The 16482-nt window shown below is 29.7% G+C and carries 22 protein-coding genes; all 22 read right to left on the reverse strand.

What is annotated here, in order from left to right:
* Positions 1-18: 18 nt before the first annotated feature.
* The 22 genes from C4N20_RS00160 to C4N20_RS00265 all read right to left on the reverse strand — a co-directional run bounded on the left by C4N20_RS00160 (position 19) and on the right by C4N20_RS00265 (position 16481).
* Positions 19-453 carry a phage tail tube protein gene (locus C4N20_RS00160; RefSeq protein ID WP_005982156.1) on the reverse strand — a complete coding sequence of 145 codons (435 nt, stop codon included), beginning with the start codon at positions 451-453 and terminating at the stop codon, positions 19-21.
* A 12-nt stretch (positions 454-465) separates the two neighbouring features.
* Positions 466-1530, reverse strand: a complete 1065-nt coding sequence (locus C4N20_RS00165; RefSeq protein WP_005982154.1) for a phage tail sheath C-terminal domain-containing protein — start codon at positions 1528-1530, stop codon at positions 466-468.
* Positions 1523-1975: a phage tail terminator family protein gene (locus tag C4N20_RS00170; protein ID WP_005982152.1), complete on the reverse strand. Its 453-nt coding sequence runs from the start codon at positions 1973-1975 to the stop codon at positions 1523-1525. The genes C4N20_RS00165 and C4N20_RS00170 overlap by 8 nt, the downstream gene beginning before the upstream one ends.
* Positions 1975-2394 (reverse strand): HK97 gp10 family phage protein, encoded by a 420-nt coding sequence (locus C4N20_RS00175; RefSeq protein ID WP_005982150.1) that lies wholly within the window; start codon positions 2392-2394, stop codon positions 1975-1977. The genes C4N20_RS00170 and C4N20_RS00175 overlap by 1 nt, the downstream gene beginning before the upstream one ends.
* 5 nt (positions 2395-2399) lie before the next feature.
* Positions 2400-2735, reverse strand: a complete 336-nt coding sequence (locus C4N20_RS00180) for a phage head completion protein (RefSeq protein ID WP_005982148.1) — start codon at positions 2733-2735, stop codon at positions 2400-2402.
* On the reverse strand, positions 2736-3014 hold the full coding sequence (locus tag C4N20_RS00185; protein WP_005982146.1) for a head-tail connector protein: 279 nt from the start codon (positions 3012-3014) through the stop codon (positions 2736-2738).
* An 11-nt stretch (positions 3015-3025) separates the two neighbouring features.
* The gene (locus C4N20_RS00190) at positions 3026-4138 is read right to left on the reverse strand and encodes a phage major capsid protein (RefSeq protein WP_005982141.1); all 1113 of its coding nucleotides are present in this window, start codon (positions 4136-4138) and stop codon (positions 3026-3028) included.
* 2 nt (positions 4139-4140) lie between these two features.
* The gene (locus tag C4N20_RS00195) at positions 4141-4881 is read right to left on the reverse strand and encodes a head maturation protease, ClpP-related (RefSeq protein WP_005982138.1); all 741 of its coding nucleotides are present in this window, start codon (positions 4879-4881) and stop codon (positions 4141-4143) included.
* Complete coding sequence (locus tag C4N20_RS00200; protein WP_005982136.1) at positions 4874-6094, reverse strand: phage portal protein; 1221 nt, start codon at positions 6092-6094, stop codon at positions 4874-4876. Before C4N20_RS00200 ends, C4N20_RS00195 begins: the two co-directional genes overlap by 8 nt.
* A gap of 22 nt (positions 6095-6116) precedes the next feature.
* The gene (locus C4N20_RS00205) at positions 6117-7823 is read right to left on the reverse strand and encodes a terminase large subunit (protein WP_005982134.1); all 1707 of its coding nucleotides are present in this window, start codon (positions 7821-7823) and stop codon (positions 6117-6119) included.
* A gap of 3 nt (positions 7824-7826) precedes the next feature.
* The gene (locus tag C4N20_RS00210; protein WP_005982132.1) at positions 7827-8318 is read right to left on the reverse strand and encodes a phage terminase small subunit P27 family; all 492 of its coding nucleotides are present in this window, start codon (positions 8316-8318) and stop codon (positions 7827-7829) included.
* Between the two features lie 90 nt (positions 8319-8408).
* Entirely contained in the window at positions 8409-8840 is a 432-nt protein-coding gene (locus C4N20_RS00215; RefSeq protein ID WP_005982129.1) for a hypothetical protein, read from the reverse strand.
* Between the two features lie 235 nt (positions 8841-9075).
* Positions 9076-9486 (reverse strand): sigma factor-like helix-turn-helix DNA-binding protein, encoded by a 411-nt coding sequence (locus C4N20_RS00220; RefSeq protein WP_005982128.1) that lies wholly within the window; start codon positions 9484-9486, stop codon positions 9076-9078.
* Positions 9487-9488: 2 nt separating this feature from the next.
* Positions 9489-9740 carry a hypothetical protein gene (locus tag C4N20_RS00225; RefSeq protein ID WP_005982126.1) on the reverse strand — a complete coding sequence of 84 codons (252 nt, stop codon included), beginning with the start codon at positions 9738-9740 and terminating at the stop codon, positions 9489-9491.
* Positions 9737-10261: a hypothetical protein gene (locus tag C4N20_RS00230; RefSeq protein ID WP_005982124.1), complete on the reverse strand. Its 525-nt coding sequence runs from the start codon at positions 10259-10261 to the stop codon at positions 9737-9739. The genes C4N20_RS00225 and C4N20_RS00230 overlap by 4 nt, the downstream gene beginning before the upstream one ends.
* Positions 10262-10441, reverse strand: coding sequence for a hypothetical protein (locus C4N20_RS00235; RefSeq protein ID WP_005982122.1), 180 nt, complete (start codon positions 10439-10441; stop codon positions 10262-10264). It abuts the gene before it with no gap.
* 126 nt (positions 10442-10567) lie between these two features.
* On the reverse strand, positions 10568-11503 hold the full coding sequence (locus tag C4N20_RS00240) for a DNA-methyltransferase (protein ID WP_040490925.1): 936 nt from the start codon (positions 11501-11503) through the stop codon (positions 10568-10570).
* Between the two features lie 3 nt (positions 11504-11506).
* The gene (locus C4N20_RS00245) at positions 11507-12262 is read right to left on the reverse strand and encodes a crossover junction endodeoxyribonuclease RuvC (protein WP_005982117.1); all 756 of its coding nucleotides are present in this window, start codon (positions 12260-12262) and stop codon (positions 11507-11509) included.
* The gene (locus C4N20_RS00250) at positions 12246-12452 is read right to left on the reverse strand and encodes a hypothetical protein (RefSeq protein WP_005982115.1); all 207 of its coding nucleotides are present in this window, start codon (positions 12450-12452) and stop codon (positions 12246-12248) included. Before C4N20_RS00250 ends, C4N20_RS00245 begins: the two co-directional genes overlap by 17 nt.
* A 442-nt stretch (positions 12453-12894) precedes the next feature.
* Positions 12895-15207, reverse strand: a complete 2313-nt coding sequence (locus C4N20_RS00255; RefSeq protein WP_005982113.1) for a toprim domain-containing protein — start codon at positions 15205-15207, stop codon at positions 12895-12897.
* A gap of 17 nt (positions 15208-15224) precedes the next feature.
* Positions 15225-15833: a hypothetical protein gene (locus C4N20_RS00260; RefSeq protein WP_005982111.1), complete on the reverse strand. Its 609-nt coding sequence runs from the start codon at positions 15831-15833 to the stop codon at positions 15225-15227.
* A 15-nt stretch (positions 15834-15848) separates the two neighbouring features.
* Positions 15849-16481: an ATP-binding protein gene (locus C4N20_RS00265; protein ID WP_005982110.1), complete on the reverse strand. Its 633-nt coding sequence runs from the start codon at positions 16479-16481 to the stop codon at positions 15849-15851.
* Between the last annotated feature and the right edge of the window lies 1 nt (position 16482).

The raw sequence follows: 16482 nt of genomic DNA on the forward strand, positions 1-16482 counted from the left end.
TTTATGTTCCCTCCTAAATTATTTAATCATATCAACGAATCTATAGCCTGAAAAAGAAAATGGAACTTCTTCTTCTCTGATTTCCTTATTTGCCCATTTTAAAGCCATTAGTTCATTTATTGTTACTCCAGTGAATTCTACACGTTCTGCCCCATATGCTGTAGGATCTTCTAATTTTCCAACTAACTTTATATCAGGAAGATCTCCAGTTTGAATTCCCTCATGTAGTAGTTCAGCAATAGAAGAATCTATTTTATGTAATGTCATAGTTCCTTCACCTGTAAAGCCCATATATCTTTTATGCTTTCCTAAATCTCCTACAATATCAATATCTTCATATTCTAAGTTTATCTTAGCTTCAAAAGATTTTGCTGCTCCTAGTTCATCATTGTTTAGCCAGACAGCCCCAAAAGAACCACGCAATATTTTATTTTTATCCATTTTTTTTGCCATTTATCTACCCTCCTAAAACATATCAATGGTAAATATAAAGTCTTCTACTGCATTCAATATTTTGATTTGTGCCATCATAAATACTTTTTTCTTAAATGTCAGTTTTTTAATTTCTTCATCTTCCATATCCTCAACTTCTGTTTTTCCAACTGCTAACCATGCTAACCTTTGAGCTTCAACATCAACCTCTGAATAATTGTTATACTCTTTATCCAAGATATCTTCTCGAGCCAATTCTTTAAAATATGCATTAATCGCAGAAAAGAATAAAACCTGATTATCATATTTATTTTTATACTTTCCTGTCCATCCTTTAAACGTAGAGTAAATATCATCCCTCATTAGGTCCATAGACTCAATAATGATAATATCTTTCATGTCTTCTGTTTCATTCTGTGTGATTTCCTGTAGTGATGTACAAGCTCTTGCAACTCTAATATCTCCTTCGTCTTTATGTAAACAAAATCCTCCTTTATCAATGACATCATCAATGTCATCAAATAAAGATACTTCTTTTAAATTACTACATAAAAAACTTGTTGCAGATCTTGTCATTGGAAGTCCTGCCAGCATTCCTAAAATAGATGGGATATATTGCCATCCTTCTACTTCTCCACGACTGTCAACAAATGTAACTTTTTCATTCATTAAATTAACTATCCCTTTATTATCTGGTTTAGTAGCTTTATGAACTACTGCTTTATAAGTTTTTCCTGCTTTTCTCATTGATTTTATCCATGAAACAAGTGTTGCTGTATCAGCTTCTGTTCCATCATATCCTAATCCTAACCAGTTAATTCTTTCTTGAGCTACCAATTTTAATATATTTGCCAAAGTTCCATCTTTTATATTAAATATAACAACTTTAGCTGGAGTAAATTGAAAGCAGTCTTTTACTAATTGTAAAAAACTCTCTGTATAATCTCCATCTTTAATATCTGTTATGATTTTATATTCTTTTCTTGTCCAATCTTTTGTTGAATCTTTTATAATCAATCCCACAATTCCTAATTGACTTCTTTTTACAGCAGTAATTGCCTTCTGTTTAAAAATAATATCAATAGTTGGTCTACCCATTAGTTTTCTCCTCATTTTTAAAATTAAATTCTAATTCTTCTATCATATTTTCTGTAATATCATTTTGAATCTCTGCCATTATATAACTGTCAATACTTGCTATTACTACCCCATCTGTTTCCTCAAATTCAATTTCTTCCGTAGGAATAGCAAAACTTTCATTTATCCAAAGAGTACCCAGAAAAGCTTCTTCTAAATCATCTATCATTTTTAGTCTTTCTATTCTTGATTTTCCAATATTTTTAGGGAAATAGTAAATTCTGATTGTTAAATTTCGTTCTTTATAAGTTGTCATAAAAGCACTTGTTTTTAACCCTTCTAGCTCTGTACGAAAGCTAGGCCGATTAAATTTTTCTGCTATATCTTTACTATCTATTTCAACTTTAGGGAAGGTTTCTGCAAGTTTACTATTCACAGCATTTAAAATCTCGCTTAATTTAACCATTAAAAACCTCCGTTTTTGATAATTTCATCAATTAATCCATCAGCATTCTTTATAAATTCATCTTGAAATTCTGCTCTTGCTTCCTCTAAAATCCTATATCCTTTTTTAAACCCATGTTCTTTCTCTGTCTTGTCTTTAATTATATGGCCGTGCTCAATTAGATGAGCATGTGACATATTATTATAAACTCTTACAGTATCTTCTTCTTGATTGTATTTATAAACTTTCCCACGTTTAAATCCTTTTAGATAGTTTCCACTTTTTTCTTTTAATTTGGATTTTGCTTTCTTTTTTACTCTCGCTTTCAACTTATTTCCTTGACTTTGTAAAAATTTCTTTGTTTCTTTTGGGTATTTTTTTGCAAGTCTTAAAACTTCTCTCTCCAAATTTTCTAAATCCCTTGAGCTAAATCCATCCATAGTTTTTACTCCTCTATTCTTTTACAAAATACCTCAATGAATTGATTATCTTTAAAGTCTCGGTTGAAATAGACAACTTCATATTTTTCTTTCTCAAATATAAAAAACCAGTCTTTTTGAATTCCTTGAACTGATTTTCTTCTAAATGTGAATTTAAATTGATGTTCGTTGCTCTCTGTTTCTGCCTGTCCCTGTTTCACACTAGAATTTTGAGGAACAATTTCACTAAAAGCATTTTTAAATTTTTCTGGTATTTTTTCATTCTCTCCCAGTTCATTTTTACCATCTATCATATGCCATACTTCTACAGAATGTCTTAATCGCTTTGTTATATTTTCCATTTAGCCACCCGCTTGTAATTGTGTCATCATGCTTCTTATTGTATAATTAAAGTCCTTGCTTTCCCCTGATTCACGATTATCATACCAATCCTGAATAATTACATACATTAGAATTTTGGCTCTTTCTTTAAATTTTTCTTCCTTCAAACGTTCTTCCAAATTGCATATAGCATCATTTAAATAATTTTCTGCTGCAACCATTAAAGATTGCAGCAAATTATCATCTTCATCATAATCAATCCTGAGATAGTTCTTTACTTCTTCTGTTTTTAAAAGCATAAGCTATCCTCCTAAGCAGTTGTACCTACCTCTAAATATACCATCGCTTTTCCATCTACTTTTTTAACATCAAATCTTTCTATGGCTCTAATTAAAGTAGCATTCTTAGTGAATCCAGCTTCACTAGATACTGCAAGTTCTAACCCTTCTCTGTCAAAGAATGTTGCAAACTCTACCATATCCCCAACAAATACAGGAGCTTTCGTTGCTTTCATTGGTAGTAATGTGTCTAAAAGTACTATAATTGGTCTACCTTTAAAAAGTTTTTTAGTTTCATCTTGCAAACTAACTGTTAAAAGTGGTCTTCCTTGTTTATCTTCCATTTGATCTAATATATCAAAATATGTTTGATTTGTAATTATGACTGCATTTTGAGAAATTGCAGGATCTAAATCTTTATTTAAAGTTGTAATAATACCTTTGTAATCAGTAACAGGTTTAGCAGTCAGTGTATTTAATAAAGCTATAATCTTTTTATTCTCAGTATTAACAGCTTTTTTATTAAATCTTTTTCCTATGTATGATATTAGGTTAGCCTTTTCATCTGCTAACAAAGTATTAGATATAGGAATAATATCTCCATAGTCTGCTGTATTGTATGCAACTTGTGCAAAATCAACATCTGATTGATCTATTTCATTTAATTCCTCAAATGCAATTAATTCTCCTGTTCCATCTTTTTCAATAGGCATTGTACCTTTAAAAGATGTTACTGGAACAATATTACACAAAGTTTTTAAAGAAACTAAAGTTCTTCTTAATTCTTTGATTTGTGTAAATTGCTCAGTAGGAACTAAATATCCCCCCTTTCCATCTGTAGCTTCTACTTGTCCTGGTGTTCCTGCGGCATTTAAAAAAGCCATTTCTTCTTCTGAAACTGACTTTCCGAGTAATACTCTGTTATAAATTCTATTTATGTTCATTTCTTTTTTATTTACCAATGGTTTCTTATTTCCTCCTGCATCTAAACTTTCTTCTAACTCTGCTTCTCTGATTTTATTTTCAATATCTTTTAAACTTTGCAATAATCCATGTGCTTCTTCAATTTTATTTTCTAGTTTTAAATTTTTGATTTTGTTTCTCATTGCTTCTGCGTCTTTTCTTAATTCTACCGATTTTTTCATAATTAAATCCCTCCTAAGGCTAATGTAATTTCAATTTCTTTACTTAAATTTTCCAATCTTGCCACTTCTTTTGCTTTTAATTCGTCATTTTTATGAACTGCTTTATTTAGAATTTCTTTTGGAGTATTTTTGAATTTCTGATTTGTTCCCACATAATTTACAAAGTTAGTTCCTTGACCTACAATCACATTGAAAAACTTAGCAGCTTCCTCTCCTGTAAACCATGTCTCTTCTTTCATAAGGTTTAAAATATCTTCTCTTGTTACTCCCTCAACTGCTTTTTCCTCATAAGTATTTGCAATTCCATCTTCCAGTTTTTCCAAAACTTCAATTTGAGTTCTTAAATCATCTGCATTTCCCCAAATACCACAACTTACTCTGTGTATCATAAGGTATGCATTATTTGGAATAATAACTTCATCACAACCAAAAGCAATTATTGATGCAGCACTTGCAGCTAGTCCATCTACATAAGCAACTGTTTTCCCTTTATAATTTTTTAGCATATTGCAAATAGCTACTCCTGCAAAAACTTCTCCACCATAGCTGTTGATATGAACATGAACTTCTTTATTATTTGCCTCAGCCAAAGCTTTTTTAACTTCTAACGGATATACATTGGTATCTTTCAAGCCGAACCATTCCATGATGCCATCATTGTATGCATCATTTTCTATATCTCCGTTGATAAAAATTTCTGTAATTTCTGCTTGATTTCTAATTTCTAACCATTTTTTACTCACTCTTTTCACCTCCATTTTCGTATGCTGCTCCTAATTTTTCTAAAGGTACATAACTTCCGTTTAATATAATCACGTCTCCTCCTTCGACTTCAGGCATCCCTGCACGTTTTCTTGCCTCATTTATTGTGTAAATTCCTCCAGAAACATATTTATTCAAACATTCCGCCTGTGTCTTTAAGTCTCCTCTTAAAATACTTGCAACATTAAATTCAAAATGTAATCCTTGTGTTCTTTCTTTTTCTGTCAGCAGTTTCAAATTGAATTCTTCTTCATACAAAGTCAGAATATATAAAAGTGTATCAATATAAAAAGTCAAGTTTTGCATTTCTGAATTTGCATAACTTGACTTATCATAATTATTTAAATGGTTAGGCTTTACTCCATAGGCGGCTGCAACTTGTAATGCTGTGAATTTTTTTAATTCAAAGAATTGGCTATCTGTTAGTTTAAGATCCAAAGGAACAACATCCATTCCAGGAGGTAGTGGCATAACTCCAGTAGGATTGGTTTTTGAATTGATAAAATCTTCAATTTTTTCCAGTAGTTTCTTTTGCAAATCTTTATTCAAATCTCCTGTATATCTTAAAATTGCTTTAGCAGTCAATCCTCTGTCATAGAGATTATTGAGGTACTGTTGGCTGGCTTTTACCCCTCGAAGTGTTGTAGCAAGTGTTTCACGCACTGACATACCTACTATTCCATCTTTACTGAGTCCTCCTTTCAAGTGTAAAATCTCATCTTTACTAAAAAAATATGACTTCCCATCTTTGTTATATTCATACCAAAGTGTTTCTGTACCATTAAAAAGTCCTGTATTATCTATCCAAATTCTCACACATTGTGGATCCAATGGATATATTCCAATTAATTTTCCATTAAGGTCATAACTAAGATATGCATAAGCATTTCCATAATGATTTCTCCAATATTCTAATAAAGTTTTAAATGTGCTTGATGTCATAAAAGGATTTACTCCATTTTTTAATCGCTGTAATGCATCATGGTTAGTAATCCTATTATTATCACTGTCTTTTAAATGTAGTGATAACTTTCCTAGGCTCTCTGAGAGTACTTTTAAGCAGGTGAAATAAGTAACTTCTGATAAATCTGTTCCTGTTTTCAAGCCAAAAAAATCTCCAAAACTCATTCCTGTTATTCTTGTACTTTCTGTTTTTGTTGCAGCTTTATTGAAAAATCTTTTTATAATTCCCATATTTCACCCCCTTTATAATTTCTTATCCCATCAACTCCAACCAATCCTTTACAGATTCGTTGATGTCAACATCTTCTTTTTTATTTAGCAACATAATTTTCCAGGCATCAATAATTGCATCTACAGGGTCAATTCTATTTTTTTGTGCTTGTTTATCAATCTTAATTTCTCCAAAGCTATTACTTGTTGTTGTTGCATTTGCAATTGACCATTTCAATAAACTATTTCTCTTGTCATAAAGTACTTGTATTGCTTTTACAGATAGAGCAAAATCAATTGTTGCATCATTTAAAGATTTTGCTGATTGTTTCACTTCTGTTAAATCACAATCTAAAAATTCTAAGTCACTTAAAAAAGACCCTGCATTATGAGCATCATAACCACATTCTAGGATTTCAATTTCATACTTTTCTATAATTTCTTTTAAATGTGAAATAATAAACTTATAGTCTGTCTTTACCCCAAAACCGCCAGTTGTAAGTGTTAAAAGTCCTTCTCTTACCCAAATTCTATAAGGTACATCATCTGTTTTTTCATGTTCCGCTAGTCTAAGTTCAGGCATGAAAGAGTGACTATAGATATAAACCTTCTCTTCTTCCATAGGAAAAATAAGAGCTATGCTAGTTAAATCCCCACCTTTGGAAAGGTCAAAACCTAAATAAGCTTTTCTTCCCTTCATGTCTTTCAATGTAAGTTCGCTTTCACAACTTTTAAACTTTGCTAAATCAATGTATTGACCTCCTTTTGCAGTAACCCACATATTCAACTGTTTTGTTAAAAAATTGGTGAGATCTTCTCCACCTTTTTCTTTTGCATCAATTGCTTTCTCTGCATATCTGGCTAGTTTCTTTTCATTTATTGTCCCATCTTCATTGAAAAGGAAATAAGGATTTGCTTTTAGCCAATTTTTAGGTTCCCAAATATCATCATCTTTATCCATTTCACAAATAAAAATAAAAAGAGACTCCTTATCCACAAGTCCCTCCAATATTTTCTCACAAAATTGATAGTGTTCATAACAAAAGCTATTTAAGTTAAAACCTGCTGTTGTAATTGCTAAAGTTAAAGCATTATCAACATCTGCTTGTCCATCTAATAAAAGCTTATACATTTGGTTATTTGGATGTGCATGCAGCTCATCACAAATAGCTAGAATATTTCCAAAACCATCCATTGATTTTGTATCTCTACCTAAAGACTTAATAACTGTATCTGTAATTAAACTTTTTATGGTTCTATCATGTTCTTTTACTTTATATAATTCAATCAAATCCACATCTGATTCTATAAAATTACGAATATCATCCCACACTATATTAGCCTGTTCTTGCTTTGTTGCTGCACAAAATATCCTATCTTTCATTCCCAAATAGCTGCTAAAGAATGTTGCCTGTTCTCCAGATAAAAAAGATTTCCCATTTCTTCTACCTACTTGAATATATGCTTCCCTGAAACGTCTTTCTTTTGTTCTTTTTCTTCTCCATCCATGTAAAGAACCAATAATAAAATCTTGAAAACCTCTTGTTTTTAAAGGTTCTCCATTCTTCATAATGAGAGTATTTGCAAAATCAATAGCAAATTCTGCCTCTTCAACATCAAATTTGAATTCAAATTTCTTTCTTTTTAAATCATCAAGATGTCTTTTACATGCTAAAAATTCTTTTCTTCCAGCTATTTTTTTACCACTAACTACCAACTTTGCATATGATGTTGTTCTATCTTGTCTCATAAGCTATCCTTGTTTTCGATTTCTTATCAATTCTATAAACTTATTTTCTTTTGGATCTTCTTTTGTTGGAACAATCAACTTTAGTCTGTCTGTTGTAGCTAGTCCAAGCTTTGTAGAACACTGCATTATTTGTTTTACATATTTTTCTTGAACTATTAAAAGAGGATGCACTGTTTCATAGTCATCATATTTAGTTGTTCTCATCCCAAGATAGCCGTTTTCCTGAATTAATTTAGAAACATCAACATAGCAGGAATATGCGTTGCAATAAATTGCAAGTATCCCCAAATCCAAATTATCCAAGATATCTATTTTCCCTGCTTCTTCAACAACTCTTTCAAATTCTTCTTTAGCCTCATCTCTAAGCCATTCAGGAGCTTTCAATTGTTCTCTTCCAAGTTTTAATTTTTCTTCCTGGATTTTTCTATTTTTAATTGCTTCTTTTCCAATTTTTCCTGTTGAAATATCAATTACTTTTCTTGGTCTTCCTGCCATGATAACACCTCCTTTTTTATTTTGATTTTATTGAAATTTCATTTCTGGCATTTTCTTGGGAAAATATGGGGGATGCGGTATTACGAACCTTTACCCAAAACTTTTTTTATCTCCCCCATAGGTATATTTTTTTATAATTTTAAATAATATTTCTTGCATCTTCTCTTTAGCTTCTGAACTCTTTTCATACTCTGCATGTATAAGGGCATGTGTCCTATCCCCCACCCATATGAGATTATTAATATCTAAAGCTCTTCCTCTATTATTCTCCAGCTCTTCTATGTGATGTGTCAGACTACCTTTAACTATTTTTTTATTTATCTCAAGCTCATATAGATCTAATCCATTTGCTCTAAGCTTACACAGTGCAGTCATCCTTTTCCACTCTCTGCTATTATAAAACTTAGCATTTACTTTATTTCTATTCTCCCTATCATACCCCCTCCCCCTCTTCTTTCTACAAGAACAAATCTCATCATGTTTTATTTTATTTCCACAGCTACCACATATTTTATATAACATCAATCCTCCAATAAATAAAAAAGAGAATCAAATCAATGACTCTCACTCTATTTCATCTTGCAGTTTTTATTAAAAAGCTGAACTGCTAACAGCCGAATGGTAGCTTGTGCTTTCCTAGGTCACTCCTACCTGATAGTTTTATAAATATAAAAAGGCCAAAAGGATAATATTCCTCTTGACCTAATTCTATATTTTATATATTATCACAGACCCATAGTAACATTCCATAACATTTTTAAAAAAATCTAAAATTTTCTAAAGCTTTTTTATGTATCCTGTGTGTCTGCATAACTGAATAGCCTATTCTTTCTGCTATCTCTTCCCAAGTAAGATTTAAAATATATCTGCTTCTCATAAGAATTTGTTCTGTTGGTTCCTTCAACATCTCTATTTCCTGATACAATTTAGCCTGAAAAGCTTTCAATTCTCCTATTTTTCTATATATTTCTTGCTCTATTCTAATAATTTTATCTACTTTTTCAATAAATTTACTATCATCTTTAACAGGGCCACCTTGTAGTTTTTCTGAATTATGCAAGGCCTGAAGTCCATCTAAATTCTCTCCTAATTCCTTTAGCACTTCTTCTTCATTTTTGATTGACATTCTTATTTTATATCCTTGTCTAAGATATTCCTTCTTTGTCATTATTACTCCACTCCTCTTGGTAAACATTCCACAGTTATTTTAAATTTTGATTTATATTGTGGTAAATCTATTACATAAGGTTTTTTAAAACTATCTGTTTTAGACACATCGTTTAAATATAACAACATGGCATTCTCAAACATTTCTTTAGGTATATCATCAGCCCTTTCACTTACTGTTCCATCTTTATTTATTTTCCCATAAAAAATATCTCCACTCAATATTCTTACGGCTAAAGTCTTTTCATTTTTCATTTTTTCACCTCTTCCAGCATTTTATAGAATTCACTCATTTTCATTCTTTTCCCACACTCGATAATATCTTTTGAGATTTTTTCTTCCACTCCTACAACATATAGATATTGCTCTATCTCTATGTATCTATATGCACCTCTTAAAATCCTACTCATATTATCTTTTGTAAAATCATATTCTAAATCTCCCAATATTTGTTTGAATTGTTTATATAATTTTGTATTTCTTTTCAATGTTCCAAATTGTCCTCTGTAATTCCCATCATTGTCTTTTACTTTCCAGTCATCAGACCCAAGAATGCTAATCATATTTTCTATACCTAATTCTTTTGCAAGATAACTACCTATACAAAAATCAAAATGAGTACTAAAGGTCATTTCTTTTTCTTTACTTAAATCTATTTTATACTCTTTTATTATTATATTTTTCATTTCTTCAAAAGCTTTTTTAACTCTGTTTTCTCTTTCAAAGTATTCTTTTAATAACTTAGAATTTTTTGGTATTTTATAGCATATTTCCATCTATTCCACCTGCCCTACTATATCAATTATCACTCCATCACTATCATCATAAACTTCACATTCATTATATTCAGATAATTCAAACTCAGTTATTTTATTATCCTCATCTTTACATCTTACAAAAACTAATCTGTCACCATCAAAATCTTTTAATTTATTCATCAATTCACTAACTGTCATTGATTTTCCTCCAGTTTATTTTCAACTTTTGCATTTTCACAAGCTGCTTTTCCATTTAGATAACAAATTTTTGTTTTTCCAGATTTTCTACACTCTTCACATTTTTTATTATCCATATTTCCACCTCTATATAATTTTTATCTTAGTAAATAAATCTTCACCAATCCGGCCAACTGCAATATCAATATATTCTCTTTTCAACTCAATTCCTATTCCATGCATATTTAAACTTTTTGCTACTTTTAAAGTAGTTCCACTACCAAGAAAAGGATCTAAAACCATTCCATTCTCTGGACAGCCACTATCTAAACATCTTCTTACTAATTCTTCTGGAAAGATAGCAAAATGCCCCTCTTTAATTCCTTTAGTTGCTATGTTCCATACTGTTCTCATGTTCCGGCCATTCTCATTATAAACAGCTTTCCATTCTCTTCCTTCTCTCATTCCTGCTTTACTTTCTCCTGGATTTAATCTTTTTGTATTATCGGGCATTATTCCATTTCCAAATCCAGTTAATGTTTTATTGGAATAAGGCTCATACTGTTTTTTAAAGTAATACTTTTGTTCTTTGGAAAAAAAGAATACTTTTTCAAAATCATTAGTAAATCTATCATTTACTGATTCAGGAAGTATATTGGGCTTTTGCCAAATAATCTCATTTCTTAATATCCACCCAGATTCAATCATTTTTATTGCTAATCTTTCAGGAATCATCATTTTAGATTTTCTCTTTATATTTGTTTTTCTTGGAACTGTTTTATATCCATTATTCTTTCCATGTCTTTTATTATTTGTTCCTCCAGCTAATTTAGCATTTACATTGCTGTAAGTATCTCCCATATTCACAAATAAAGTTCCTGTTTTTTTTAATACTCTATTGACTTCATCAAATATATCCATAAGTTTTTCAAGAAATTCATTTACATCACTTTCAAGTCCTATCTGGCCGGAAACACCATAATCTCTAATTTGCCAATATGGAGGAGATGTTACAACACAATCTATACTTTCATCTTCTAAAGTTTTTAATACTTCCAAAGAATTTCCATGCATTATTTTTATCATTTATCCTCCTAAACAAGCTCTCAGCATCATATAGGCATCTGCACTATCATCACTGTCAGCTTCAACTTCAGTATATTCAAAAAACTTTTTCATCATAAATTCTTTTTGCTCCTGCCTATGAGTAGGCACTCCCTCAATTCTGTGCTTCCAAAGTACAGCAGGTACAAGAAGTAAATCTAAATTTAATTTTTTAATATGATATGTCAGCATGCCTCTAACTTCACTCAACTTAGTTAAAACATCAGAATTCAATCCCAGATATACATCCTCAAGAATTACAACATCAATCATTCCTTTCTCCAGTATTTCCACTAGCTGCTTAACTATTTCTAATCCTCTTTCTCTGAAATCAATATAATCAGACTTGATAGTCTTCCATCTAACTATAGTTCCATTTTTACTATATGCTATTCCAGTTGATGTAGTAGAAAGATCTATTGATAACACATTTTTATATCTCAAATTATTAGGTATCACACAAGTATTTTTAGCTTTATTTACTAATCTAGTTCTTTCTCTTAACTGCAACTCTGTCTTTATTCTTTTTAGTTTTTTTCTCTCAAGCAAATCAAAACAAGTATTATTTCTTATTTGGTTAAGAGTTGCCATTTGAAGATTCCCAGTTCCCATAAATTCAATATCAAAACAGTAATTAAGCTTTTCTTTAAACAAATATTTTAATACCTTGTACCTTTCCCCAATTTTATTAACAAATTCCTGTCCTACATATTCCTCTGGATTAATTTTTTTGCCCATTCTCCACCTCCATTCTCTTTAAATTTCTATACATCTGCCTAAATTGCTCTTGTATTTCAAAATTCATTCTATCAAAATACCATCTATTTAATTTCACATAAGCTGCCAAATCTTTAGAATTCATAATTGACAGTCCAGTATAATAAAATTCTATAAAAAAAGCCCCTCTATCTAATTTTAGATTTTTCATAGTCACCTCTTATTTAATTATTGTAGTCACTTTGTAGTCAAACTATTAAAAAATACTATTTCTTATAAATCCTTATATTATAAGGCTTTAAATATTTTATGTAGTCAAGTGTAGTCACTTTGTAGTCATTTACATATTTATTATAAAAATAGAATTAAAGATATTTTTATTTATATTTTTTTAACTTTGTAGTCAAAAAAATATTTTATCTCTTAGTGAAATTTTTTTGTAATATATTTTTATTTTTTATACTCAAATATTTTTTTATAGACATATACAACTTTTTTTTGACTACTTGACTACAAATCTTTCTAACACTGATAAAATCATTATTAGAGAAAAATATATTTGACTACACTTTTGACTACAAATTTATTTTTTTTTATTAAAAGTATTATTTTTTCTAAGTTTAAGAAAAATATTATTGACTACAAAACTATGACTACATTACAAAAATATCATTTAATTGAAATTCTTCTGCTTTTATTGGAATAGTTTCATCTGTAAAATCATCTTTAGGAAACCTTATATTTATTCTTGTATTCAGAATAAACTTATTCTCTATTAATTGTTTTTTTAGAGTTCGCATATCTAACAACTCTAAGGTGCTATTAGTTCTGAAATGCTCCTCAGCTATTGCCTTATATAAGATATTAAATCTTACATAATGCTTATTATCTCTTATCTGATAAAAAGTCTTAGTTTCTTTCCCAGATTCTGCAACTAATTCTAGCAATTCTAAGAAATTGCTTACTACATCATATTCATGTGAAAGCTTTTGATTTAAAAATTTTATAAATTCTACTGATATATTATTTTCTATTTCAATTATTTCATTTAAAACTTTAAACCCTATGATAATACACCTTCCATTGTATAATTGTCTTTCATCTTTAACTTCATGTAAAAATTCTTTTATTTTAGATATTGAAATATCTAAAATTCCTGTATTTATTCTTTTTTGAAGTGCTGCTTTTCCTATTTTTTCTAAAAGCCTTGTATTCTTTAATTTAAAAAATACCTCATCACTACTCTTATTATCTTTGGTCAAGTCTGTACTTATCATTCTATTTTTTATAGATACATCACTTAGTTCTGTTTCTCCAGATATAATTAAAGGAGTACAAAGCTTGAATTCTGTCAGCTTGGCTGTTAGGTTTCCTTGATTTAATGTTTTATTATCATAAACTGCCCTTATAGTTGAGTATAGTTCTATTGCCTTTTCCCTTAAATCTTTTCCAGTAATCTTAACTTCATCTATTACCCAAGGAGTTATGTTAGAGCAACTTGATAAACTCCTTATTTGATGATTAGTTAAAGTAGTAAAACTCTTTATATTTTCCTTATTTCCAAAGAGCAGCCTTGATATAAATTCTACATATTCTGTTTTTCCAATACTGGTAGTTCCTGATACTTCTAAAATAGGATAACTTTCATGTATATGAAATCTTCCTAAAGCCCAGCATATTCCTAATAAGCTTTGATTTGGATCACTTCTCAGATAAATAAGATTCTTATTCAGCCAATCTTTTTCTTCAGCTGTTAATGGTTCAATTTCATCTAATTTCTGAATCTTTAAATCTTCCTTGCTGCAAATTACCTTAGAACTTTCATCATAATATATTCCATCTATAATTCCATAATGTGGTATCTCAAGTAAAAACTGCTCTCCATTTTCTTCAATTATCCAGCTCCAAAACTTAGGAATTGATTGTGTACTTCCTAAGTAATAGCCTAGATGTTCAAGGATGCCACTCTTAGTTAATAACTCTGTTTTCTTTGCTTTAAATTCTCTTTCTCTTCCTGTACTGGTAACTATTCCAACTATATAATTATCTGAATATCCTGTTATTTTTACTGTAAAATCTGTTATCTTTACATAGTTATCTTTCTGCCATGTATAATATCCATCTGCTTCTTGATAAAAAGGAGTAAAGCCAAATCCTACTCTATCTGCTGCTTGAATAACTTTAATTATTCCATCTGTTCCTTCAGCCATGAGAATTTCATTAAAATCTTTATATTTTCCCATTTCAACTGTGTAGAGCTTACTTTTTATAGAACTTAGTTTATCTATAATCTGATTTTTACATTCTATTCCAGGAACATCATTATCAACTGCTAAAATAATCTTTGAAAAACTTTCTATCCATTTCTTTTGGTTATCTATGCACTTTAAATTTTTGCAACCAAATGGAATAGAAACCACATTATCATATCCAGATTCAACAGCACTTAAAAGATCTATTTCTCCCTCAACTATAATAAGATAGCTTTTATTTTCTACATTCTGCCAATTAACAAAATAATCAGAACTGCTTCCTGTTTCGCAGCTTAATTTTTTGTCTATGGTCCTGTATTTTATAGCTACAACCTTTTCTCCATCAGTTATTGGAATCATCATTGTATTATTTTTCCCAAGCCTACAAAACCTATTTAAACCTTTCTCAGATATACTTCTTCCTTTTAGATAAGAGAGCCAATCACCACCTAAGTGATGATCAGCTCTTTTCTTAAATAATTCACTAAAATCTATATCTTTTTTTCTTGGCTTCTTTTCTTTTATCTCTGGCAGCTTAAACTCAAAATTATCAAGTTCTTTTATGTTTCCACCTTTCCCAGTAGTATGACAGATATAATTTCCAGTCTTGATATTTACAGAAAAGCAAGGATTTTCTTTTTTCTCTTTATTACAAATTGGACAAAAATCAAACCTTAATTCATCTCCATATTGTTTATAACTATAGTTTTTCATTGTCCACCTTCCTTACTTTAAAATGGAAATTCTTCCTCATCATCTTCTGTTATAATATTTTTATCTGTTTCATATGGTAAAGGGTACCCCTTCTTTCCTTGTTTAGGTTCCTCTTTAGCAAATCTTTCTTTAAAGAAAGCTACTGTTGTTGCCTCTGTTTTATTTATAATTTCATCTGTTGTTTTCCCAGTTCCTATATCATAAAAATCTTTTAAATTTATATTGTAATTATCCCCTTCTTTTTTTACTTCTAAAATCATTCCTACTTTTTTACCATGTAATTCTGGTAGGAAAGTTCTATCAACTTCATCTCCACTAAATAGTTTTACTTTTTTAGTTTCTTGTTTTAATTTATCTACTTTCAATTTTGCTAGATATATAAGCCTATTTAAATATTTCTCTGCTGATTCATTAGGCTGTCCATCCCCTTTTAAATACCACAAACTAAACCATCCATATGATTCATCATTTGAAAAATTTAATGTAACTCCTTTAGCATTTGATTTAGTTGAATCTGTTAAATATGCCTCGTTTATTTCTACTTCATAAACTCCACTAACTGTTATTTTTTCTTTAGTTCCTGTTTTTTTAGTTAAATCCTCTTGATTAGTTCTCCATAATGCCATTTATACCATCTCCTTTTAATTAAAATATTCTTTTATAGTTTTATTTATTAAAGTTAAATCATTTTCTATTTCATCTGCTTCAAACATTTCCATTGGTGTTTTAGCTGGATCTATTCCATTAACCTTAAATTTGTAATCTCCCTCACTACCTAATGCAAGAATTACCATAGAAAATAAACCTTCAATTACTACTTTGTCATCAAGAAATTTACCAATTGTTTTCATTGACAATTTTCCATCTTGATCCTTTTGAGTATGAGCCATTACATATACAATGAGATCATTTCTCATAGTATCTATCTTTGAAAAAATATCTATTATTCCAAAAGCTAACGTTTCAAATTTTTGATATCCCTTTTCTACAGCTTTTTCTTTATAACCAAAAGTCAGCAGATAATTAAAGTCATCTATGATTAAAGTTTTTACCTTTGAGTTTTTCTCTATTCTATCTAACATTGACAAAACACTACTTATTTTTTGAGTAGTAAATATATTTTTATTCTCAGAATTATATAATGTTTCTGATTTCTTGAAAGGTAGCTGTTTTTCAACTGCCTTTATAATAAAAGTTTCATCAGGATTTAAGTTTCTTATTGATGTAGATTTTCCTGTTCCACTACTTCCAAGTATTAAAACTTTATGCGCCATT

This window comes from Fusobacterium ulcerans, assembly GCF_003019675.1.
Lineage (GTDB): Bacteria > Fusobacteriota > Fusobacteriia > Fusobacteriales > Fusobacteriaceae > Fusobacterium_A > Fusobacterium_A ulcerans.